The 21,591-nt window shown below is 62.3% G+C and carries 24 protein-coding genes; 19 read left to right on the top strand and 5 right to left on the bottom strand.

The annotated features are described in order from the left end of the window. The first annotated feature begins 198 nt into the window (after positions 1 to 198). The 19 genes from rplN to ABD059_RS10000 all read left to right on the top strand — a co-directional run bounded on the left by rplN (position 199) and on the right by ABD059_RS10000 (position 11,875). Positions 199 to 567, top strand: a complete 369-nt coding sequence (gene rplN / locus ABD059_RS10090) for a 50S ribosomal protein L14 (protein ID WP_019481503.1) — start codon at positions 199 to 201, stop codon at positions 565 to 567. A 3-nt stretch (positions 568 to 570) separates the two neighbouring features. Then, positions 571 to 951 carry a 50S ribosomal protein L24 gene (rplX, locus tag ABD059_RS10085; protein WP_343879626.1) on the top strand — a complete coding sequence of 127 codons (381 nt, stop codon included), beginning with the start codon at positions 571 to 573 and terminating at the stop codon, positions 949 to 951. After that, entirely contained in the window at positions 951 to 1,526 is a 576-nt protein-coding gene (gene rplE / locus ABD059_RS10080) for a 50S ribosomal protein L5 (RefSeq protein ID WP_019481505.1), read from the top strand. The genes rplX and rplE overlap by 1 nt, the downstream gene beginning before the upstream one ends. 99 nt (positions 1,527 to 1,625) lie before the next feature. Then, positions 1,626 to 2,024 carry a 30S ribosomal protein S8 gene (gene rpsH, locus ABD059_RS10075; protein ID WP_019481506.1) on the top strand — a complete coding sequence of 133 codons (399 nt, stop codon included), beginning with the start codon at positions 1,626 to 1,628 and terminating at the stop codon, positions 2,022 to 2,024. A gap of 24 nt (positions 2,025 to 2,048) precedes the next feature. Then, entirely contained in the window at positions 2,049 to 2,585 is a 537-nt protein-coding gene (gene rplF / locus ABD059_RS10070; protein WP_024475617.1) for a 50S ribosomal protein L6, read from the top strand. Between the two features lie 2 nt (positions 2,586 to 2,587). Next, positions 2,588 to 2,971: a 50S ribosomal protein L18 gene (rplR, locus tag ABD059_RS10065; protein WP_019481508.1), complete on the top strand. Its 384-nt coding sequence runs from the start codon at positions 2,588 to 2,590 to the stop codon at positions 2,969 to 2,971. After that, entirely contained in the window at positions 2,968 to 3,717 is a 750-nt protein-coding gene (rpsE, locus tag ABD059_RS10060; RefSeq protein WP_024475616.1) for a 30S ribosomal protein S5, read from the top strand. The genes rplR and rpsE overlap by 4 nt, the downstream gene beginning before the upstream one ends. After that, positions 3,717 to 3,929 carry a 50S ribosomal protein L30 gene (rpmD, locus tag ABD059_RS10055; RefSeq protein ID WP_019481510.1) on the top strand — a complete coding sequence of 71 codons (213 nt, stop codon included), beginning with the start codon at positions 3,717 to 3,719 and terminating at the stop codon, positions 3,927 to 3,929. Before rpsE ends, rpmD begins: the two co-directional genes overlap by 1 nt. Next, positions 3,929 to 4,423, top strand: coding sequence for a 50S ribosomal protein L15 (gene rplO, locus ABD059_RS10050; protein ID WP_024475615.1), 495 nt, complete (start codon positions 3,929 to 3,931; stop codon positions 4,421 to 4,423). The genes rpmD and rplO overlap by 1 nt, the downstream gene beginning before the upstream one ends. Before the next feature lie 195 nt (positions 4,424 to 4,618). Next, positions 4,619 to 5,932: a preprotein translocase subunit SecY gene (gene secY, locus ABD059_RS10045; protein ID WP_343879619.1), complete on the top strand. Its 1,314-nt coding sequence runs from the start codon at positions 4,619 to 4,621 to the stop codon at positions 5,930 to 5,932. Then, positions 5,929 to 6,501 (top strand): adenylate kinase, encoded by a 573-nt coding sequence (locus ABD059_RS10040; RefSeq protein WP_343879618.1) that lies wholly within the window; start codon positions 5,929 to 5,931, stop codon positions 6,499 to 6,501. The genes secY and ABD059_RS10040 overlap by 4 nt, the downstream gene beginning before the upstream one ends. Positions 6,502 to 6,508: 7 nt before the next feature. Continuing rightward, positions 6,509 to 7,330, top strand: a complete 822-nt coding sequence (gene map, locus ABD059_RS10035; RefSeq protein ID WP_343879616.1) for a type I methionyl aminopeptidase — start codon at positions 6,509 to 6,511, stop codon at positions 7,328 to 7,330. Between the two features lie 201 nt (positions 7,331 to 7,531). Next, the gene (gene infA / locus ABD059_RS10030; RefSeq protein ID WP_019481515.1) at positions 7,532 to 7,753 is read left to right on the top strand and encodes a translation initiation factor IF-1; all 222 of its coding nucleotides are present in this window, start codon (positions 7,532 to 7,534) and stop codon (positions 7,751 to 7,753) included. 73 nt (positions 7,754 to 7,826) lie between these two features. Continuing rightward, the gene (rpmJ, locus tag ABD059_RS10025; RefSeq protein ID WP_024475611.1) at positions 7,827 to 7,940 is read left to right on the top strand and encodes a 50S ribosomal protein L36; all 114 of its coding nucleotides are present in this window, start codon (positions 7,827 to 7,829) and stop codon (positions 7,938 to 7,940) included. Between the two features lie 172 nt (positions 7,941 to 8,112). Then, complete coding sequence (rpsM, locus tag ABD059_RS10020; protein WP_019481516.1) at positions 8,113 to 8,490, top strand: 30S ribosomal protein S13; 378 nt, start codon at positions 8,113 to 8,115, stop codon at positions 8,488 to 8,490. Between the two features lie 173 nt (positions 8,491 to 8,663). Beyond that, a complete protein-coding gene (gene rpsK / locus ABD059_RS10015) occupies positions 8,664 to 9,065 on the top strand; it encodes a 30S ribosomal protein S11 (RefSeq protein ID WP_019481517.1) in 402 nt (133 codons plus the stop codon). A 165-nt stretch (positions 9,066 to 9,230) separates the two neighbouring features. After that, positions 9,231 to 10,241: a DNA-directed RNA polymerase subunit alpha gene (locus ABD059_RS10010; RefSeq protein ID WP_019481518.1), complete on the top strand. Its 1,011-nt coding sequence runs from the start codon at positions 9,231 to 9,233 to the stop codon at positions 10,239 to 10,241. A gap of 65 nt (positions 10,242 to 10,306) precedes the next feature. Then, positions 10,307 to 10,921 carry a 50S ribosomal protein L17 gene (rplQ, locus tag ABD059_RS10005; RefSeq protein ID WP_343879612.1) on the top strand — a complete coding sequence of 205 codons (615 nt, stop codon included), beginning with the start codon at positions 10,307 to 10,309 and terminating at the stop codon, positions 10,919 to 10,921. 24 nt (positions 10,922 to 10,945) lie between these two features. Further along, a complete protein-coding gene (locus ABD059_RS10000; RefSeq protein WP_343879610.1) occupies positions 10,946 to 11,875 on the top strand; it encodes a tRNA pseudouridine synthase A in 930 nt (309 codons plus the stop codon). A 25-nt stretch (positions 11,876 to 11,900) separates the two neighbouring features. On the opposite strand, the gene ABD059_RS09995 is transcribed toward ABD059_RS10000, so the two are convergent. The 5 genes from ABD059_RS09995 to ABD059_RS09975 form a co-directional block, all read right to left on the bottom strand. Next, on the bottom strand, positions 11,901 to 12,623 hold the full coding sequence (locus tag ABD059_RS09995) for an ABC transporter ATP-binding protein (protein ID WP_343879608.1): 723 nt from the start codon (positions 12,621 to 12,623) through the stop codon (positions 11,901 to 11,903). Beyond that, positions 12,620 to 13,525, bottom strand: coding sequence for an ABC transporter ATP-binding protein (locus ABD059_RS09990; protein ID WP_343879606.1), 906 nt, complete (start codon positions 13,523 to 13,525; stop codon positions 12,620 to 12,622). The genes ABD059_RS09995 and ABD059_RS09990 overlap by 4 nt, the downstream gene beginning before the upstream one ends. A gap of 19 nt (positions 13,526 to 13,544) precedes the next feature. Beyond that, positions 13,545 to 16,292, bottom strand: a complete 2,748-nt coding sequence (locus ABD059_RS09985; protein ID WP_343879604.1) for an ABC transporter permease — start codon at positions 16,290 to 16,292, stop codon at positions 13,545 to 13,547. Next, positions 16,289 to 19,507, bottom strand: a complete 3,219-nt coding sequence (locus ABD059_RS09980; RefSeq protein WP_343879602.1) for an ABC transporter permease family protein — start codon at positions 19,505 to 19,507, stop codon at positions 16,289 to 16,291. Before ABD059_RS09980 ends, ABD059_RS09985 begins: the two co-directional genes overlap by 4 nt. 257 nt (positions 19,508 to 19,764) lie before the next feature. Beyond that, positions 19,765 to 21,498 carry a sensor histidine kinase gene (locus tag ABD059_RS09975; RefSeq protein ID WP_343879600.1) on the bottom strand — a complete coding sequence of 578 codons (1,734 nt, stop codon included), beginning with the start codon at positions 21,496 to 21,498 and terminating at the stop codon, positions 19,765 to 19,767. Positions 21,499 to 21,591 lie beyond the last annotated feature (93 nt).

Here is a 21,591-nt window from a genome sequence, read left to right as displayed (position 1 = left end):
GAAAATCTTGTCTGTCCGGTGGGTTAGAGGTATGAGCTTCCACACCGGCGATTGAGACAAAAGCCCGATAATCTTGTTCAGCATTCTTTGCGTAGGCGTGTTCGCGCCCGCGCAGGCTGAGGACCAGTATTACGGGGCCAACCCATATCCGTTCCGCAAGGCTCGTAGAGAGAACCAGCGCGACGACAGGAGTAATAAGTGATTCAGCAGGAGTCGCGGCTTAAGGTCGCCGACAACACGGGTGCCAAGGAAATCTTGACAATCCGTGTTCTCGGTGGATCTGGACGCCGCTACGCAGGCATCGGCGACGTCATTGTCGCCACCGTCAAGGATGCAATTCCCGGCGGCAACGTAAAGAAGGGCGACGTCGTCAAGGCGGTTATCGTCCGTACCAAGAAGGAACGCCGCCGCGCGGATGGTTCCTACATCAAGTTTGACGAGAACGCTGCGGTGATCTTGAAGACAGACGGCGACCCACGCGGTACGCGTATCTTCGGTCCCGTCGGTCGCGAACTCCGTGACAAGCGCTTCATGAAGATCATCTCGCTAGCGCCGGAGGTGCTCTAACCCATGGGAGCGAATAAGACAGTGAAGTTCAAGATCAAGAAGGGTGACCTGGTACAGGTCATCAGCGGAGCCAAGCAGGAACGCGGCGGAGACCGCGGCAAGCAGGGCAAGGTTCTGAAGGTATTCCGGGAGAGCAACCGGGTCCTCGTCGAGGGAATCAACCGCGTCACCCGCCACACCAAGGTTGGGCAGTCGCAGCGCGGCTCGAAGACCGGCGGCATCGAGGTCATTGAAGCCCCCATCCACATCAGCAATGTTGCAGTGGTTGACCCCGAGACCAACAAGCCAACCCGCGTTGGCTACCGCATCGATACCGTCGAAAAAGACGGTAAAGAGCGTACGGTCCGGATTCGCGTCGCCAAGGCATCAGGGAAGGATCTCTAATGACTACCGAAGCCGTAGAGACAAAGATCTCCCCGCGCCTGAAGACGCGCTACGCCGCTGAAATCAAGTCCGGACTGCAGGAAGAATTCGGTTACACCAACGTCAACCAGGTCCCACGACTGGTCAAGGTTGTTGTGAACATGGGTGTTGGAGATGCCGCCAAGGACTCCAAGCTCATTGATGGTGCTGTACGCGACATGACCCAGATCACCGGTCAGAAGCCTCAGGTCACCAAGGCGCGCAAATCCATCGCTCAGTTCAAGCTGCGCGAGGGAATGCCCATCGGCTGCCACGCAACGCTCCGTGGCGACCGGATGTGGGAATTCGTTGACCGTCTGGTGTCACTGGCGCTGCCTCGTATCCGCGACTTCCGTGGCCTCAGCGGCCGCCAGTTCGACGGAAACGGCAACTACACCTTCGGACTCACGGAACAGTCAATGTTCCATGAGATCGACCAGGACAAGATCGACCGCGTACGTGGCATGGACATCACCGTTGTCACCACCGCAAAAACCGATGACGAAGGTCGCGCACTGCTCAAAGCGCTCGGCTTCCCGTTTAAATCCGAAGATTAATCTAACTACGTTCCAGGTCCGTACCGGGCAGGGTAGGGCGCAAGTCCAACACCCTAAACCGGGCCCCGGAAACCGTTACGAGGAAGGGCAAGAGCCCACATGACAATGACAGATCCTGTGGCAGACATGCTGACACGTCTGCGCAATGCAAACTCCGCATACCACGACACCGTGAGCATGCCATACAGCAAGCTCAAAGCTCGCGTCGCCGACATCCTGAAGGCTGAAGGCTACATCGCAGGCTGGAAGGAAGAGGAAGCGGAGGTTGGCAAGAAGCTGACCATCGACCTCAAGTTCGGTCCTGAGCGCCAGCGTTCGATCGCCGGCATCCGCCGCATCTCCAAGCCCGGGCTCCGCGTTTACGCGAAGTCCACCAACCTGCCGCACGTGCTGGGTGGCCTTGGTATCGCAATCCTGTCCACGTCCTCCGGACTGCTGACAGACCGCCAGGCATCCAAGAAGGGCGTGGGTGGGGAAGTCCTCGCCTACGTCTGGTAGCCGGAACAGAGAAGGAGTAAACACATGTCACGTATTGGACGTCTCCCCATCTCCGTTCCCGCGGGTGTTGAGGTAAAAGTCACCGGTAACCTGGTGTCCGTCAAGGGAGCCAAGGGGGAGCTGAGCCACACCGTGCCCAGCCCGATCCTCGTGGATCTCGACGAGAGCACACTGACCGTCACCCGGCCGAACGACGAGCGCGAATCGCGTTCGCTGCACGGCCTGACACGCACGCTGATCTCCAACATGATCATCGGCGTTACTGACGGATACAAGAAGAACCTGGAAATTGTCGGCACCGGTTACCGAGTGCAGGCTAAGGGTTCCGACCTGGAGTTCGCACTGGGCTTCAGCCACCCGGTCGCCGTCAAGGCACCGGAGGGCATCACTCTGACCGTTGAGGGACCTACCAAGGTTTCCGTCTCCGGCATCAGCAAGCAGCAGGTCGGCGAAGTCGCCGCAAACATCCGCAAGCTGCGGAAGCCGGACCCCTATAAGGGCAAGGGCGTGCGCTACGCAGGCGAAGTTGTTCGCCGTAAAGTCGGAAAGTCTGGTAAATAATCATGGCTATCAGCATTAATAAGAAGCGAAGCTCGAAGAGCAAGTCCGCCCAGCGCGGACGCCGCCACCTCCGTGTGCGTAAGCGCATCACCGGAACCGCGGTCCGCCCGCGTCTGGTAGTCAACCGGTCTGCACGTCACATGTTCGTTCAGGTTGTCGACGACGGTCTGGGTGTCACGGTTGCTTCGGCATCCACCCTCGAAGCCGATCTGCGTGCATTCGACGGCGACAAGACCGCCAAAGCTAAGCGCGTGGGCAACCTCGTTGCAGAGCGTGCCAAGGCTGCAGGAATCGAAGCAGTAGTCTTCGACCGCGGCGGCAACAAGTACCACGGCCGTATTGCAGCCATCGCTGATGGCGCCCGCGAAGGTGGGTTGGCACTGTGACCGAGGAAAACAATGCAAAGGAACCTGAATTGAGTACAGGTACTGATCAGCCTGCCGCTGCAGCTCCGGCTACAGAGGCACCCGCAGCGGCAGCAGCCGACGACCGCAAGGGCGGTGCCCGCGGAGAACGTGGTGGCCGCAGCAGCGGCGCCGGTGGCCGTGACGGTGGCCGTGGCGGTCGCGACGGCGGCCGTGGTGGCCGTGACGGTGGCCGCGGCGACGACAAGGACAAATTTGTCGAGCGCGTGGTTGCTATCAACCGTGTGTCAAAGGTAGTCAAGGGTGGACGGCGTTTCAGCTTCACCGCCCTGGTTGTTGTTGGCGACGGTAACGGAATGGTCGGCGTCGGTTACGGCAAGGCCAAGGAAGTTCCGTCAGCTATCGCAAAGGGCGTTGAAGAGGCCAAAAAGTCCTTCTTCAAGGTCCCCCGTATTGGTGGCACGGTCCCTCACCTGGTGCAGGGCGAAGCGGCTGCAGGCGTTGTCCTGCTCCGCCCGGCCTCCCCAGGTACCGGCGTTATCGCCGGCGGCCCGGTGCGTGCTGTGCTGGAATGCGTCGGCATCCACGACGTTCTGTCCAAATCACTCGGTTCTTCGAACGCCATCAACATTGTTCACGCAACTGTTGACGCGCTGAAGCGGCTGGAAGAGCCTCAGGCAGTAGCAGCCCGTCGTGGGTTGCCGCTGGATCAGGTGGCTTCCTCGTCGATGCTGCGCGCAATGCAGGAACAAAAGGCAGGTGCGTAATGGCAACTCCCAAGCGCGTGTTAGTAAGCTCAGCGAAGCTTGAAATCACCCAAATCAAGTCCGTCATTGGCGGCAAGCAGAACCAGCGCGACACCCTGCGGTCCCTCGGCCTCAAGCGCATCGGACACACCGTTGTCCGTACCGCTGATGCCGTTACCGTTGGCATGGTCAACACGGTTCCGCACCTCGTGAAGGTTGAGGAGGCCAACTAATGGCAGAGAAAAATGTGGCAGCAGCCACGGTCAAGTCGGATAACGAGCGCGTTCACGCGCTCAAGGTCCACCACCTGCGTCCCGCCCCCGGAGCGAAGACCGCCAAGACCCGAGTGGGCCGTGGCGAAGGCTCCAAGGGTAAGACTGCAGGACGCGGTATGAAGGGAACCAAGGCCCGTTACCAGGTCAAGGCAGGCTTCGCGGGTGGACAGCTTCCCCTGCACATGCGCCTTCCTAAACTGCGCGGCTTCAAGAACCCATTCCGGGTCGAGTTCCAGGTAGTAAACCTGGACAAGATCTCGGAGCTGTACCCCAACGGTGGCGAGGTGTCGGTCGACAGCCTGGTCGCCAACGGTGCGGTTCGGAAGAACCAGCCCGTCAAGGTGCTGGGCACCGGTGACATCACTGTCAAGGTTGATGTCACCGTGCACGCATACTCGGCTAGCGCTGCGGAGAAAATCACTGCAGCCGGCGGTTCGGTCACCGGACTCTAATTCAGAGCCGCTGTGATCTACCCGATCTAGCAACTAGACTCTTGGTGGGCCGGAAGATTCCGGCCCACCAAGAGTTTTTTTACGGCCAATTAGGCTTACCTAGCCGCCCCCGGGTCCGACGCACCGGGTTTCAACCGTTAGACTCGGTTGTTGTGTATCTGTCCGCCATGGACACCAAGACCTTCAGGAGGACGCTTGCTTAGCGCTATTGGCCGGGCTTTCCGGACGCCAGACTTGCGGCGCAAGCTGTTGTTCACGCTTGGAATCATCACCATATTCCGCCTGGGTGCCTTCATCCCCGCGCCCGGTGTCGATTACGGCAATGTTCAGCAGTGTTTGCAGCTCGGCAACACCGAGGGCGGCCTCTACGAGTTCGTGAACCTCTTCAGTGGTGGGGCTCTCCTGCAAGTGTCCATCTTCGCTCTGGGCATCATGCCCTACATCACGGCGAGCATCATCACCCAGCTCCTCCGCGTGGTCATCCCGCGGTTCCAGGAGCTGCACCAGGAGGGCGCGCAGGGGCAGTCGACGCTGACCCAGTACACTCGCTATCTCACCATCGCGCTGGCGTTGCTCAACGCGACCACTCTGGTTTCCCTGGCCCGATCCGGAGCCCTGCTGGGCGACTGCCCAGTGCCGATCATCCCGGATGATAGCCTCATCACCATTCTGCTTCTGATCCTGACCCTTACCGCTGGCACCGGCCTGATCATGTGGATGGGTGAACTCATCACGGAGCGTGGAGTCGGCAACGGCATGTCACTGCTCATCTTCACCGCCATCGCCGCAGGCTTCCCCACCTCCCTGGGCGAGATCCTCCGCACCCAGGGTTGGACTGTGTTCGTGGCAGTGATTGCCATCGGGTTGGTGGTGGTTGCCCTCGTGATCTTTGTTGAGCAGTCGCAGCGCCGGATCCCCGTGCAGTACGCCAAACGGATGGTGGGTCGACGCACCCTCGGTGGCAGCAGCACCTACATCCCGATCAAGGTGAACATGGCCGGAGTGATCCCGGTGATCTTCGCGTCGTCGATGTTGTACCTGCCGAGCCTCATCGCACAGTTCAACACACCAACCGACGGTCAGACCCCACCCCCAGAGTGGGTCAACTTCATCACGACCTACCTTGCCAACGGTGACCACCCGCTCTACATGGCGCTCTACTTCGCCATGATCGTCTTCTTCACCTACTTCTACGTCGCAATCACGTTCAACCCGGACGAGGTTTCGGAGAACATGAAGAAATACGGTGGGTTCATTCCTGGCATCCGTGCGGGACGACCGACGGCCGAGTACCTGCAGTACGTCTTGTCCCGCATCACCCTCCCCGGTGCCATTTACCTTGGCCTGGTAGCACTGATCCCGTTGATCGCGCTCGTGCTGATCAACGCAAACCAGAACTTCCCCTTCGGTGGTGTCTCAATCCTCATCATGGTGGGTGTTGGACTCGAAACGGTGAAGCAGATCGACGCTCAGCTTCAGCAGCGTCACTATGAAGGGTTGTTGCGATGACACGCATGCTCATAATCGGTCCTCCCGGATCCGGTAAAGGCACACAGGCTTCGCGGATCTCCGAGCGGCTAGGAGTCGTCGCGATCTCCACCGGCGACATCTTCCGGGACAACGTGAAACGAGAGACTCCGCTTGGCCTCGAGGCCAGGAAGTACATGGACGCCGGGGACTTCGTGCCCGACAGCGTCACCAACTCGATGGTGCGGGATCGTCTGAAAGAAGACGATGTGCGCGAGGGATTCCTCCTCGACGGCTACCCGCGCACACCAGCCCAGGTGGTCGAGCTGGATGATATCCTCCAGCAGAACGAGCTGACCTTGGACGCCGTTTTGCAGCTCACCGCCCCAGACGAGGAACTGATCCGTCGGCTGACCGGACGCGCTGAGCTGGACGGCCGCAGCGACGACAACGAAACCGTCATCCGCCACCGCCTCGACCTGTACCACGAGCAGACCGAAGAGGTTGTCTCGCAGTATGAGGGACGCGGCATCGTCAAGCGCGTTGACGGCATCGGAGCCATCGATGAAGTGACCGAACGAGTTGTCGGCGCCCTGAACGGCACCCGGTAGCTTGACGGTGTTTCGTCAGTCGAAGGTCGAGTACAAGAACAACCAGCAAATTCGCTCGATGCGGAAGGCCGGTTTGGTCCTGTCGGCAGCACTCGACGAAGCAGTAGCCGCCGCCGCCGTCGGAGTCTCTACCCGGGAACTCGATGGAGTGTTTGCTGGAGTTTTGAAGGCTTCGGGAGCAACGTCCAATTTTTTGGGGTACCACGGGTTCCCCGCATCGATCTGCGTATCAGTGAACCATGAAGTGGTGCACGGGATTCCAGGAGATTATGTGCTGCGGGACGGAGACATCCTCTCCATCGATGGTGGCGCCATCGTGGACGGCTGGCATTCGGACTCTGCCCGCTCGGTGATCGTCGGACAGGCGCGGGCAGAAGACCAGCGGCTGTCCGATGCAACGGAGTCGGCCATGTGGCATGGCATCGCCGCGCTGGCGAATGCTCGGAATGTCGGCGACGTGGGCAACGCGATTGATGACTACGTCTCCGGCTTGGACGGCGCTCCGTTGGGCATCCTGCAGGACTATGTGGGGCATGGCATCGGGACCGCCATGCACCAGCCACCCGACGTGCTCAACTACCGCAGTGGACACCGTGGGCCCAAGGTCAAGCCGGGGCTGTGTCTGGCGATAGAGCCCATGCTGGTCCTCGGTAGCCTGGAGACAACGTTGCTGGATGATGACTGGACTGTAGTCACCACTGACGGCAAGCGGTCATGTCAGTGGGAGCACACCGTAGCGGTGCACGACGGCGGCATCTGGGTGCTCAGCGCCGAAGACGGGGGAGCAGCCAAGCTCGCGCCCCTGGGCGTCACGCCCGTAGCGCTCTGATAACCCCGTGGACCCAGATTTAACATTTCACAGCTGTTAGCGTAGAGTTGCCTGTTGGTTGTCTCTACTCGTGTGCCCATTTAGGGCGCCACGTGTGCACGATCCGGCAATCCGGATCTGTTGCTGCGCTGGGAGTGGGTCAACGATCACAACCCCAATCGCCTGCCGCGTCAGTGGCGGGCATCGACGTTAGCGGAGGATATGGCCAAGAAAGACGGTGTCATTGAGATTGAAGGCACTGTGAACGAGGCTCTGCCCAACGCGATGTTCCGCGTTGAGCTGGCAAACGGTCACATTGTCCTCGCCCACATCTCGGGAAAAATGCGTCAGCACTATATTCGGATCCTTCCTGAGGACCGGGTGGTAGTGGAGCTTAGCCCTTACGACCTCACCCGAGGCCGTATCGTCTACCGCTACAAATAAGGAATTCTCCCGTCCTGCCTCAGGACAGGGAGTGTAGTTACAGCACAATCTGCAAACAACGCAAAGGAAAACCATGAAGGTCCAGCCGAGCGTCAAGCGGATCTGCGATAAGTGCCAGGTGGTTCGCCGCAAGGGCAACGTACTCGTAATCTGCGAAAACCCGCGCCACAAACAGCGTCAGGGCTAGTTCTTCTCGTTAGGAGAAGCACCACCCACGCGCTGCAGCAGTACAACCATATAGGCAGAGCAGTTCCCACGATCGGTGGGAGCACACCCCCGGGCACGGAGGCCGGGGAGCTGAGATTTCAGCAGGCCGCTCTGTTTCAGACCTCCAGAAACACCAAAGGAGAACCGCCACTATGGCACGTCTCGCTGGCGTAGACATTCCCCGCGAAAAGCGGGTAGTGATAGCGCTTACCTATATCTATGGCGTGGGCAAGACCCGTGCAGACCAGACGCTGGCAGAAACCGGGATCAGCCCGAATACGCGCGTCAAGGACCTCAGTGACGCGGAGCTGCTGCAGCTGCGTGACTACATCGAAGTCAACTACAAGGTCGAAGGTGACCTCCGCCGTGAGGTAGCCGCCGACATCCGCCGGAAGGTGGAGATCGGAAGCTACGAAGGCATCCGGCACCGCCGCGGTCTTCCAGTGCGCGGACAGCGTACGAAGACCAACGCGCGTACCCGTAAGGGCCCCAAGCGCACCGTAGCCGGCAAGAAGAAGGCCGCGCGCTAGTCCCTGGCAGCTCCCTAACCTGACTCGCTAGCGCTCGTCCGGCCAGGGAACCCGGCGGCCAGGGGCCCACCCACTGGCTTCCTCACTAGGTAGCCAAGGGTTCGCCCCGTAGCTCGCCTTCGCAGGGCCCTCAGGTCCCGGCACCTCACCCATCACCTTTCGTAGGAGAAGCAATGCCCCCCAAGACTCGTGGAGCGGTACGTAAGCCGCGTCGCAAGGATAAGAAGAATATCGCGCTTGGACAGGCGCACATCAAGAGCACCTTCAACAACACCATCGTGTCCATCACGGACCCGTCAGGAGCAGTTATCTCCTGGGCCTCCGCCGGTGAAGTTGGATTCAAGGGTTCTCGTAAGTCGACGCCGTTCGCCGCTCAGATGGCAGCCGAGGCTGCCGCCAAGCGTGCGCAGGAACATGGCGTCAAGAAGGTCGACGTTTTCGTCAAGGGCCCAGGCTCAGGACGCGAAACAGCTATCCGCTCGCTCCAGGCCACCGGCCTGGAGGTTGGTTCCATTCAGGATGTCACCCCCAGCGCCCACAACGGTTGCCGGCCTCCGAAGCGTCGCCGCGTCTAATTAGCTTTGCCGGTGCGAATGCCGCGCTGAATGATTCCAGTACCTGGGATTGTTCAGGGCGGCGTTCGACACCGATCCCCAAGCTAATAAGCGTTGCTTGCTAGCTGTCCCTTTCCACCATTTGTGTTGCGTCATATAGCGGATGCTCCCTGAAAGGAAATGTAAGTGCTTATTGCACAGCGCCCCACCCTGACTGAAGAAGTCGTCGCCGACAACCGCTCACGGTTCGTCATCGAGCCGCTTGAGCCCGGTTTCGGCTACACCCTCGGAAACTCACTCCGCCGCACCCTGCTTTCCTCGATCCCGGGTGCGGCTGTAACCAGCATCCGTATCGACGGAGTGCTGCACGAGTTCACCACGGTTCCGGGTGTCAAGGAAGATGTCACTGAGATCATCCTGAACATCAAGAACCTGGCCGTGTCTTCCGAGCACGACGAGCCAGTTGTCGCCTACCTGCGCAAGCAGGGTCCCGGCGTCGTCACCGCTGCGGACATTGCGCCGCCAGCCGGTGTCGAGTTCCACAACCCGGATCTACACATCGCCACCCTGAACTCGAAGGGTAAGTTCGAGCTCGAGCTGACCATCGAGCGTGGACGCGGCTATGTGTCGGCCTCACAGAACAAGTCCGGCGACTCGGAGATCGGCCGGATTCCGGTCGACTCGATCTACTCGCCGGTCCTGAAGGTCACTTTCCGGGTCGAAGCAACCCGTGTTGAGCAGCGCACCGACTTCGACCGTCTGATCGTCGACGTCGAAACCAAGGACGCCATCGCTCCCCGCGATGCAGTAGCCTCCGCCGGTACCACCCTGGTGGAACTGTTCGGACTGGCTCGTGAGTTGAACACCGCGGCCGAAGGTATCGAGATTGGCCCATCGCCAACAGACGCTGCCCTGGCAGCCGACATGGCGCTGCCGATCGAGGATCTCGAGCTGACGGTTCGGTCGTACAACTGCCTCAAGCGCGAGGGTATCCACACCGTGGGTGAACTCGTTGCACGGTCCGAGGCCGACCTGATGGACATCCGCAACTTCGGTGCCAAGTCGATCGACGAGGTCAAGGCCAAGTTGGTTGAGCTGGGTCTGTCCCTGAAGGATTCCCCTCCAGGGTTCGACCTCGCGGCTCGCGCAGCAGCCATTGAAGAAGACGACGCCGCCTACAGCGACGACGAGCTCTAACAACGTTAGAAAGACCTGTCCGCCGCTGGTAGCGGCGGACAGGACCACTTAGAGGAGAAACAATCATGCCCACACCAACAAAGGGCCCACGTCTCGGAGGCGGTCCGGCGCACGAACGCCTGATGCTCGCCAACTTGGCCGCCTCACTGTTCGAGCACAAGCGGATCACCACCACGGTGACCAAGGCGAAGAGGCTTCGCCCCTACGCCGAGCGCCTGATCACCTTCGCGAAGAAGGGCGATCTCGCCTCACGTCGTCGCGTCCTGGGCGTCATCAGCAGCAAGAGCATCGTCCATGAACTGTTCACGGACATCGCTCCTGCCGTCGCTGAGCGCGAAGGTGGCTACACCCGCATCACCAAGATCGGCAACCGGAAGGGCGACAACGCCCCGATGGCCGTCATCGAACTGGTTCTGGAGCCGATGTCAGCGAAGCAGTCAGTCGTTGCTGAAGCCGAGCAGTCCAAGGCCAACGCAGCGCCAGCCGCTGCTGCCCCGGTAGCAGCAGAATCAGCAGATTCCCCTGAGTCGCCAGAGTCAGCTGACTCGGTCGATTCAGCAGAGTCAGCACCGTCGGCCGACGAGGTCGCCGCTGAGGACACCAACGTCAGCGCCGAGGCCGGTGCCGACGAGGTTGTTGTTGTCGAAGAAGGCACCACAGAAGACGACGGCAAGAAGTAATTCTTCCGCATCTGAATAAGCACCGTGACTGAGCAAAAGCCCGCTGTCCCTCGTCAGGACAGCGGGCTTCTGCGTGTCCGGCTCGATCTCGCCTACGACGGTGCGTCCTTCTCCGGGTGGGCCCTGCAACCCGGGCTGCTCACCGTACAGGGAGCAATTGAGGCCGGCCTTGCGACGCTCCTGCGCCGCCCCGCCCGGCTGACGGTCGCGGGGCGCACCGACACCGGTGTCCACGCCCGCGGTCAGGTGGCCCACGTGGATCTCACCCAAGCGGAATGGTATGGTCTCAGCCGCGGCAAGGAGATGACCCCGGAGACGGCAATGATGCGCAGGCTGGGAGCCACGATCAGCCGTGAACTCCACAAGGCCGACCGGCAGCGCCACCAGGTACCCGCCGTCGTCGTTCTCAAGATAGGGCTGGCACCGACCGGGTTCGATGCCAGGTTCTCGGCGCTGTGGCGTCGGTACAGCTACCGGATCGCGGACCGTCCCGAGTTGCGGGACCCCTTGGTCCGCCGTGTGACGCTCTGGCACCCCGACGAGCTGCAGGTCGACCGGATGAACGACGGGGCCCGGCGGCTCCTCGGCCTCCAGGATTTCCGCTCCTTTGTGAAACCGCGGCCCGGCGCGACAACTGTCCGTGAACTGCAGCGGTTCGACTTCAGCCGGTCCGACGACGGCGTCATCACCGCGGCGATCCAGGCTGATGCGTTTTGCCACAATATGGTGCGAGGACTGATCGGATCGACGTTGCGTGTGGGGGCGGGGGAGAAGGATCCCGAGTGGCTGCTCGAGCGGCTCAACGCGCGTAGCAAGGAGGCCCGCTCGGTGCTTGCGGCGCCTCACCCGTTGGTTCTCGAGGAGGTCCGTTACCCCGACGACGACGCCATCGGGACCCGCGCCGCGGAAACCCGGGCGCGGCGAGACGGCAGCGTCACCGCGCTACGGAGCTAGCCGAACCCCAGTTCCGATCGGAGGTTCAGCGGACACCGGGGGACAGCTCAGTGTCCCGCAGCAGCACGCCGTCGTGAAGTTCCATGAGCCGGTCAGCCCGCTCAATCATCAACGGATCATGGGTTGATACCACCGCGGCGACCCGTTGGGTATGAACCAGGTCGCTGATGAGGTCCATCATGGTTCCCGCCGTCACACTGTCCAGCTGGCCGGTCGGTTCATCGGCAATCAAAACCCTGGGCCGGTTGGCCAGCGCCCGGGCGAGACCGACCCGCTGTTGCTGCCCGCCGGAGAGTTCCGACGGACGCTGGTGGTGATGATCCGCCAGTCCCACCAGGTCCAGTAGTTCCTCCACCCGAGTCCGCCGCTCAGCCGTTGGGAGTCCGATCAGCCGCATGGGGACCTCTACGTTTTCGGCGGCCGACAGGATGGAAATCAATCCAAATGACTGGAAGACAAACCCCAGCTGGGTCTGACGGAGGGCAACCCGCTCATCCTCACTCAGGGCAGTCAGGTCACGGCCGTCGAGATACACAGTGCCGCTGTCGGGTTCATCCAGCCCCCCGATGCAGTTCAGCAACGTTGTTTTACCTGAGCCGGACCGACCGCGGACCACTAGCAGCTCGCCGGGGTACACGCTCATGCTCACACCGCGGCAAGCATGAACTGCACTGGAACCGGTGCCGTAGGTGCGGTGGATCTGCTCCGCACTGAGCGCGGGAGCCGGTACGCTCTGGCCGGCGGTCATCGGACGCCCGAGGGGTCGATATCTGCTGCCGGACTGTTGGCGGCGTCCGCAGGGGTCACCCGAACGTGGTCGTCCTCAAGACCGAGACGCACCCGGTCCTGAATGTCCAGGGACCGCATGAAGCCCTGCGGCAATTGCAGCCGGCCTACCCGATCAATAACCGCGAACTCTTCGGCGATCATGTGGTGATTGCCGTCGTCGGAGACACCAGCCCGGCGGAGGGTCTCGGTTGAGCACCGGCCATCACGAATCTGAACGGTGCGGGTCACATGCTCTGACACCGTTGGATCGTGGGTGACGATCAGGGTGGTTGTCCCCAACTCTTCGTTGACCGAGCGCAAGGCCTCCAGCACTTCGGCTGAGGTCTGCTCATCGAGTTCACCGGTAGGTTCATCCGCCAGGATGACGCGTGGCGCATTGGCGATGGCCACTGCAACCGCCACGCGTTGTTGTTCGCCGCCAGATAGCTGCGACGGTGTCCGCTCGCTGCAGTGCCCCACACCGGTGAGCTCGAGGAGTTCAGCGACCCTGCCTTTCCTGCCTTTCCGGCCAGATATCGTCATCGGCAGGGCCACGTTCTCTGCCGCCGTCAGGTAGGGCAGCAGGTTTCGTGGAGTCTGCTGCCACACGAAACCCACAGTATTGCGCTGATAGGCCGATCGGCGGGCACCGGTCAGGTCCAGAAGGTCCACGCCGGCTACCTGCGCCCGACCAGCGGTCGGTGTGTCTAGCCCGGACAGGATGGAGAGCAGCGTTGACTTCCCGGAACCGGAGGCCCCGACCAAGGCCGTCATTTCACCGGGCTGCACCCTGAGGTTCAACCCCTGCAGGGCTTGCACTTCGATGCCATCCCCGCGGAAAATCCGCACCACTTCCTCGCAGAGGATGTCAGGGGTGTCCATAGGTCATTCCTTCCGATCGTTAGCTGTCAGTCATTCGAAGAACAATGGCTATCCGTTGCCGGCGTCCCATCACGACGGCGACGGCGATCGCCAGCGCTGTTACCCCGACGAATCCTCCGAGCAGACCCGCAGTCAGGGCCAAATCGACCCTGGCTGCGGGCTGGAACTCTCCGCCGGTGAATACAGCAAGGTCGATGCTGTCCAGGAGAATCACCGGAAAGGCGAAACCGAGGATGGTCCCCATCACCAGGGCGGCCCCTGCAACGGGCCCCAACTCCCACAGGAGGACAGCACCGTCGCGGTTCCGCGGAAAACCGAGGGTCCGCAACAGGGCCACCAGATGGTTCCTTGCCGGCGCGTTCACCACCGCTGTCATGAGGATGGTCAACGCGCACAGCACCCCCATTGCGGTGATCACAGTCCAAAGACCTGTCTGGAGTCCGAGGCCGGAAGGGGACTGCAACGTCTGATCCTCGAACTGGGTGGGAGTCTGTACGAGGATGGGGGTAGGTACAAGATCAACCAGTTGCGCCTGGATGGAACCGTCGTCAATGCCCGGCGCCAGCCTGATAAAGACCACCGATGGGTCAAAGGTCCGTTCCTCCAGCGCGTTCACCGCTTTGGTGCTCACCAGCATCCAGTTCGACCCACTTGCCAGCGGAGTACTGGGGGGCCCCACGCCGACGACGTCGATGGCGCGGGATGAGTCACGGTACCCGAGCGTTCCCGTCCCGCCCAGCTCAAGCCCCACTGCGCCGGAGACCACCACGGGTAAGGCCCCTGCGGGCGCTGGTTGCTCAAGTTTGGAGAGCAAGGCGGCGGGAAATGCACCAGCCGAACCTCGCTGGACTGTCCGCAGTTCTGAGGGGTCGACCGCCAACACCCGAACCAGCGTGTTTTCGCCGGCGTCATCAGCGCTGACCCGCAGCTGACCCAGGTCGGTGATCCCGGCCAGTTCCTCCACTCCGTCCAGGGACCGGATCTGATCGACTGTGCCCGTGGACATCAGAGACCCCTGCACCCGCAGATCAGCGCCTACTTCGTACTGTGCCGCGGCGGTCACACCCGCCCGGAAGGTGGACAGCAGGATGCCGGCGAAGATCACAACGCCTAGCCCCACAATCAGGGTCAGGACGGCTAGCAGCCCACCGCCGGGGGCCCGGACCGCGCGGGCAGCCCCGAGGAATCCGACGAGTCCAGGGCGCCTCTGCTGTCGCTTGGCGTATCGTGCCAGCGGCAACGGATAGAGCCGGAGCACCACTACGCAGGCGGCTAGCGCAATCAGGAGGGGAGTGGCGGCGAGTAAGGGGTCAACGGTGCCCAGTTCCACGCCCCGCTGGTCGAGACCTCGCTGAAACAGCAGGGTTGTCGCCGTAACCGCCAGGCCGAGGGTCAGACCCTCGGCCGCCAGGCGCCAGCGGTGAAGCGACCGTGGCGCCAGATCGCCGCGGTTCTGACGCAGGGAAGGAGTCGGGTGGGGAAGGGCCAGCAGCAACGCTGGAACCAGGGCGGCGCCCGCCGCCCACCCAAAGTGGAGAAGATTTAAGGGAACCGGGATGAGGGCCGTAGCGAGAAGCGTTCCAAGGAGCGCAGATGGCAGACCAATGGCCAGCCCCTCCATGCCCAGGATCGTCCTCAGCTGTGCTGCTGACGCGCCGCGCGCACCGGCCAATGCGATGGCGGTCCGCCGCCGGTCGTAGACCAACCTCACGGCCACTGCTGCAGTTGCGAGACAGACGCCCAGGGGGCCAGAGGCCAGCAAGGCGAGAATCTGATTAGTGGAAGCCGCGCGTTGCGTCGACTCGGCGATCAGCGCGGGCGCGCCGGAGTTGAATTGGGCAGTCTGGCTGATCATTGTCGAATTGGGAATGGGACGAGGTGAGCCAACGGCCTGACGTAGCTGTGCTTCAACCAACGGTGCCGATGCTGCGTCAAGACTCGATCCGTCCAAAGGAAGCCACATGGTGGTTTGGGTACGTTCGGTCTGGCCGAACGTGGGGGCGAAAGCGTCAGGACTGACCACAGCTGTGGCAGTAACCAGTGTTCCGGTATTGGGATTCACCTCCTCAACAGCGTTGAGGATCGATGTATTGATACTCCAATAGGGGTTGTCAGCATCCTTCGGTGTGAAGGTTCCGGTAAGCACGAGGGGCCTGTCCGGAGGCGGCGCCGCCTCTCCATAGAGACGGCGGACCCCTGCGGCGCGCTCTTCCCCTATTTCCCAGCCCGCTGCATCGGCCGAATTGACGGACAACAAGATTTCCAGGGGGTCAGTGTCCGCGGATTCCAGGCTGAGAGGACCGGGGAGGACCCCGTGGACCAGATCAATGTGGTCCAGGAATGCTGGGCCGGCAGCGTAGTTGAGCTCCACACTGGCGATGCCGGTGGGGAACGGCCCGCGGACGATCGCGCCGTAACCTGCGACCACCCAGCGGGCTTCACCCGTCACACTGTGCAGCGGTTCGGGCAGGCCATCACGGATCTCTGCGAGCATCGAACGTAGCTGAAACGTTGCACCGGGGTTCGCGTCAGCGAAACCCGTGTTGAGGTCAGTGAGAGGGGGCGGCGCCGATAGATACCCGATGAAATCCCGCTGGCTCCCCGTCGCATTGCCCATGGTCTGGCGCAGATCCTTGGCGAACATGTCGTCGATCGCCCGAGGCCACAGGGTAAGAAGGGCGGAGACGGCGAGCACAATCACCGCCAGGAGAATTGACGGACCCCGGTAACGTCGGAATTGGCGGCGTAGCAGGAAGAAGAGCTTCATCCGGCGCTCCGTCCGGGAACAGGTCGGCGGGATGCCTGCCGTTGAACGTGCATTCCGTAATACCAGGCAGCGAGGCCCACTAGCAGTCCTTGGCCCAAAAGAAACGCGACCAACGGATAGGCGGCCAGTCTCAGCGGCGCTCGCAGGGTATCCGCTGCGCCTACCAGGACAGCTTCAACGAGCGGGCCGGCGAGGAGCAGAGCTACCGCTGCGCCAGCTGCCACGCCCAGGATCATCGCCGCGATGCTCACAGCCTGGAACTCACCGCGTCTGCTTCCCGCCTGGCGGCGGGCGCCGAGCCCCAGAGCCCGCAGGATCGCCACTTCCTGTTCTCTTGAGCGAACGAGGGCAACCAGGCAAACGCCGATCGCGACGCCGCCAATGGCAAGTGACCCAATAGCGCCGAGCCAGAGCGCGGTGGTGCCCGGGGCAAGGAACCGTGCACTGACGTCAGCGGTGGAGGTGAAGAGGGTGGCGCCGGTCCCCGCTATCACCGCGGCGACGGCCGGTTCGCTGGCCGCGTGGTCCACGGTGCCCAGCCAAATCTCGCCGGGGCGGGGTTGGACAGACGAAGTGGCCAGCATGGCCTGTCCATAGGCGTGAAGGTCGACCAGGATCGCTGCCGATTCGGTGGTTCCGGGGACCACCGGCACTTCAGCCTGGATCACCGCGGGAAGCTCCACACCGCCTTGCCGTACTGTCACCTCCGAGCCCACGTCCAGATCCAACGTCTCAAGCAGGGCGGAAGTAATGGCCACGGGCACCGGCGGCCGGGACAGAGAACTGGGCATCAAGCGCGCACCGGTGCGGGATCCCTGGAACGGTTCTGGGGGGAAGACCGCTCCAACACCCGGCGAGAGGTTGGTGGGCTCGCTCAAACCCGAGGAAACGGCGTCCGGTGCGATGCCAATCGTTGAGTTCTGGTCAAAACCCGCGTCGCTGGTACCACCTCCCCGGTCACCTGTCACCGCGACGATTTCAATGGCGTGGCCCTGCAGCATTTCGTCGGCGGCGATGAACACATCCAGCGCTGCAATTCCGATCGGACTGAGACCAGAAGGAAGTTCAACGTCGAGGGTGTGCGCCTGTGAGTCGACAGTTGTTAGGGTGAACGATCCGGCGTCCACGGGGACCAAATGACCACTGCCGTCAAGGATCCAGATGGTCACTGACGCCAAGCGGTTGGCGTCCGGGGGACTGGTCATCTCCCCGGTGACCGGGGAGGAGAGCAGCTCAAGGCGCACAGAGGTCGTCTCAGCTGGGAGGACAAGATTCGGGTCAACGGCCGTTGCACTGGGTGTCAACTTTGCTCCCAGCGCATCTGTATCCAGCAGCCCGGAATCGTCGTCCACCAATCCCCCGAGGCTCAGAGAATCGAGGGCCACCAGCGGGACATCTTCCGAACCGATCTTCGCCGTCCCGCGGTAGACCCGGGACGCGTCTGAGACTCCAGCCAAGGAGGAGAACGCGTTGAGATCGGGAATGTCTGACGGGACACTGATGTTCGACGGCCCCGGGAACATGACACGCACCGCCGAACCGTTCGCTAGCTGTGCGGCGGTCCGTTGGGACACGGCTGCCGTCTCCGTGTAAACGGCAGTGAAAGTAGCTGCGCCGACTGTCAGCGAGATCAGGGCGGTCGGTATCAGCAAGGTGGTGATCCGTCGTGAGACCTGCGCCGAGGCGAGGAACCGGGACAAACCGGGCCTTGTTGCATACATCCGCTCGACGGCGCGGGCGGTCGCGGCGACGATCACCAGGATGGCGGCGGTGAAGGCCAGCAAGAGCAAAGCCGGGGCTGGTGCTGCCAGCGGATTGACGTCGACCCGCCCATCAGCGGACTGTGAGAGGGGCGATCCGTAGAGCATAAATTGCCATACCGAAAGGCCGGTCAGCAGAGCGATCGCGGTCAACAGCCCGAATGATGCCACTCGGCCGCCACGGCCAACTGAAGTCATACCGCCCACCACCTGCCTGCGTCGGGCGGCTACGTAGCTGGGCCCAATGAAAGCACCGGTTGCCACGAGAACGCACGCGAGGGGTATCGGCCACGTGGCGGTAGCGAATTCGATGGCTCCCGCGAGCCATCCCGGGAATGAGCCGGGCCAGGACCCGGCAAGCGGGACGGCTGCGGCCGCTGCCAGCCACCCTCCCAGCGACGCCGCGGACGCCACCGCAACGATTTCGACGGCGGCGAGTGTCGTGAGTTGCGTGCTGGATGCCCCGCGAGCGGCAACCAGCGAATCCTCGACCTCCCGCGATTCGGCGAGTAGTCGAGAGACCTGAACAAGTGTCACAACGCTCAGCACAGTGAGGAGGACCAGGGCTACCGGGGTGACGGCCTTGACGCTCTGGGTCGCTTCTGTCGCCGTCGCAAGGACACCGGCAAGCCCACCTGATGGGATCAGCCCACCCGAGCTGACCAGTCGGTCACTCATCAGCACCTGAGGCAGATCAGCGAGGCCCTCCGTCAGTCGGGGAAGCCCCGTGGCAGTGACGTTCGCCGGGTCAAGCTTGAAGACCCATTGCACCTTCGCCAGGTCAGAGAAGGCCGCGAGGTGCGTCTGTGGGACGGCGACGACAAATGGTTGACCCGCGTCGATGTTCTGCGACGGGACGGGGAGGAAAAGGGGCGCGTCCTCCCGGCCGGGCATGACCACCGCAACCACCTCAACGACGATGTGTCCATTCGCACCCTTGACCTGAACGGTATCGCCAACGCTGAGGTTTGAGGAGTCGGCCGCCTCGGCGGAAATCGCGGCTGGAACCACCTCGGAGGCGGAATTGCTGGTATCCGATGAAACGAATTGTTCAATGGTGCCATCGACGACGGTCGAGTCGGCGGCCGGGTCCCAGGCAAGTGGCAGAACAGCGAGACTGGCAGGCAGAGCGCCGAGGACATCCACTTCCAGGGGGTCAACATAGTAAGCATTGGTGATCGTCAGCCCCTCATCAAGCGAGAGTGCCCGGAACTGCGCTGCTGCGGCGTCGAGTTGGCCAATCGGGTCATCAGCGGCACCGGTGTGCACCCGGAAGTAGCTGTCGTCGGTGAAGGGTGCTGCGGCCACTTCCCGCAGGGCGTCGGTGGAGGCTAGCTGGACGTGTCCAACGACGGCGGATACCACTGCGGCGATGAAGGCTACGGTGGCCATGATCAGCAGGAGGAGCCCTCGACGGGCTCTGGCACGGCGCACAGCGAAATTCCAATACGTCAAACGCGCCTCCCCCATCCCCCAGACTCGTTCCCAAGGTGACGTGGACCACAGGCTCGTCCAGTCATCCTACCCAATGATGTCTTCGCCGGAGTTCAAGCGAAGCAGAGCGTGAGGTAAATGCCGAACATGGCAGCACTGCCCAGAACAGGGCCAGCACAATGAACGCGGGAGCCGCGGATGCTCACCCGAGTCGGACTGGAACTGGGCATCGCGTGGCAGAGACCTCGCCGCCGACAGATTCCCTCACCGGCCGCCGGTCAGCCGACGACGACGGCCGGTGCCTGGGCCATGGTCGTTGGCAGACTGACCGTAAACTTTGTGCCGGTTCCGAGCGAGCTCGAGCAATGAATCGTTCCGCCGTGGCCTTCGACAATGGCCTTGGTGATGGCCAGGCCCAGGCCGACCCCGGGAATCGCCGACTCCCGTGCGCTGCGAGCGCGAAAAAATCGACCGTAAATCAGTGCGGTCTCGTCTGGCGTCATGCCTATTCCGCAGTCCTCGACTTCCAGCAGGACCTTGCCCTTTCCCGCATGTGCCCGGACCGTGACTGCTCCGCCGTCGGGCGAGTATTTGATGGCGTTCGAGAGGAGGTTATCCACCACCTGGCCCATTCTCATTGGATCGGCGATGGCCCACAGGCACTGAGGTACCTCCGAAACGAGTGTGATTCCGGCGTTGGTCGCATGAGTCCGGGCTGACCGTATCCGGGAGGTCAGAAGAGCTGTTAGTTCGGTCGGCTTCGCATGCAGGCTGATCGAGGCGGAGGCTGCCGACAGGAGGTCCGAGACCAGAATGGAGAGGCGTTCAGCGTTCCGCCTGGAGATGGCCAGGGACTCACGGGTATGCGGGGTCAGGACGTCCGGGGACTCGAGTACCAGGTCGAGATGGCCGAGGATGGAAGTGAGGGGTGTGCTGAACTCGTGCGTGACATTGGCGACGAAATCCTCCTTCACTGTCAGCGCCGTCACCAGATCGGTGACGTCAGTGAAGACGACGACGGAGCCGGTGAACCCCCCGTCGCCACCCGTCATCGGCCGAGCTGCCGTGGACACCGCCCGCTGACGGTCCCCGTCGCCCAGCCAGAGAAGGTTATTGGAGAATGATTCCCCCTCGGCAGCCCGGCGAATGGGGTGCAGCGATTCGGGTAGGGGAGCGGATCCCTTGCTTCGGAAGAACCTGATGTCTTCGTCGTCGTCCTGGGAGGACGCTCCCTGCTGGAACAGTTGCTGCTGCCGGTTGGACAGCAAGGTTCTTCCTCCCGTATCGACGGCGACGACACCGACGTCGACCGTGTCGAGGATGGCAGCGAGCAGTCGTTCGCCATCACCACTCTGTGCCTCGAGGGCTGACACCTCATCAGCTTTTTGCTGTAACTCCAGCCGTTGCATCCTCATCTGGAGCGTGAGGACTCTTAGCAGGAGGAAAAGGGCCAGCGTCATGGTGGGGAGCAGCAGGGTGTCCACCAGGGACGCGTGCATGGTGCCGGAATCCAGCACGTAGGGGAACAGGACAATGAGGAAGGGCCCGACGAAGCTGACTATCGCGGAGAGCAGCGGCATCAGACCCGATGCCGCCAGCCAGACGATGGGGAAGGCCGCCAGCGCACCCAGGCCAGGAACAATGTCGACGGCGCCGTTCCGGCAGAGCAAGATGGCGACCAAATCCAGGATGGGGATGGTCAGCATGGCCCCCAATGGGAGGCGCCCCCACGGAATCAGGAAACACGCCGCGAACAGTGCAAGGGTCAGGAAGAGTCCTGCGAGGAAGAGCCCGTTGAGTAGTAAACCTGGATTCAATAACGCTGCGGTGACGGCAATAATGACGACCGCGATCGTCAGGGGCAATTGGTGCGTTGCCGTCTCTCTACGCGAGTTGCGGCCCCCTTCGAACCGTCCGAATCCGGGCAGCCACAATCGCTCAGGCTTAGCCGAGGGTCCGGATTCATGGCGAGAGTATTCGGTTGTCGGCCTCCCCAGGCCGTCGGAACGCATGAGGCCATTGTCGGCTCTTCATAGTTGAGGGTGTAGGTGGGGTCTGAAGCCGCCTGATTCGAGCAGGCTGCGGGCGATGTAATTGGTGAGGTT

The organism is Arthrobacter flavus (assembly GCF_039526005.1).
Classification (GTDB): Bacteria; Actinomycetota; Actinomycetes; order Actinomycetales; family Micrococcaceae; genus Arthrobacter_D; species Arthrobacter_D flavus.
Note: the sequence above shows the minus strand (reverse complement) of the source record. Positions and strands in the feature narration are given on the sequence as shown.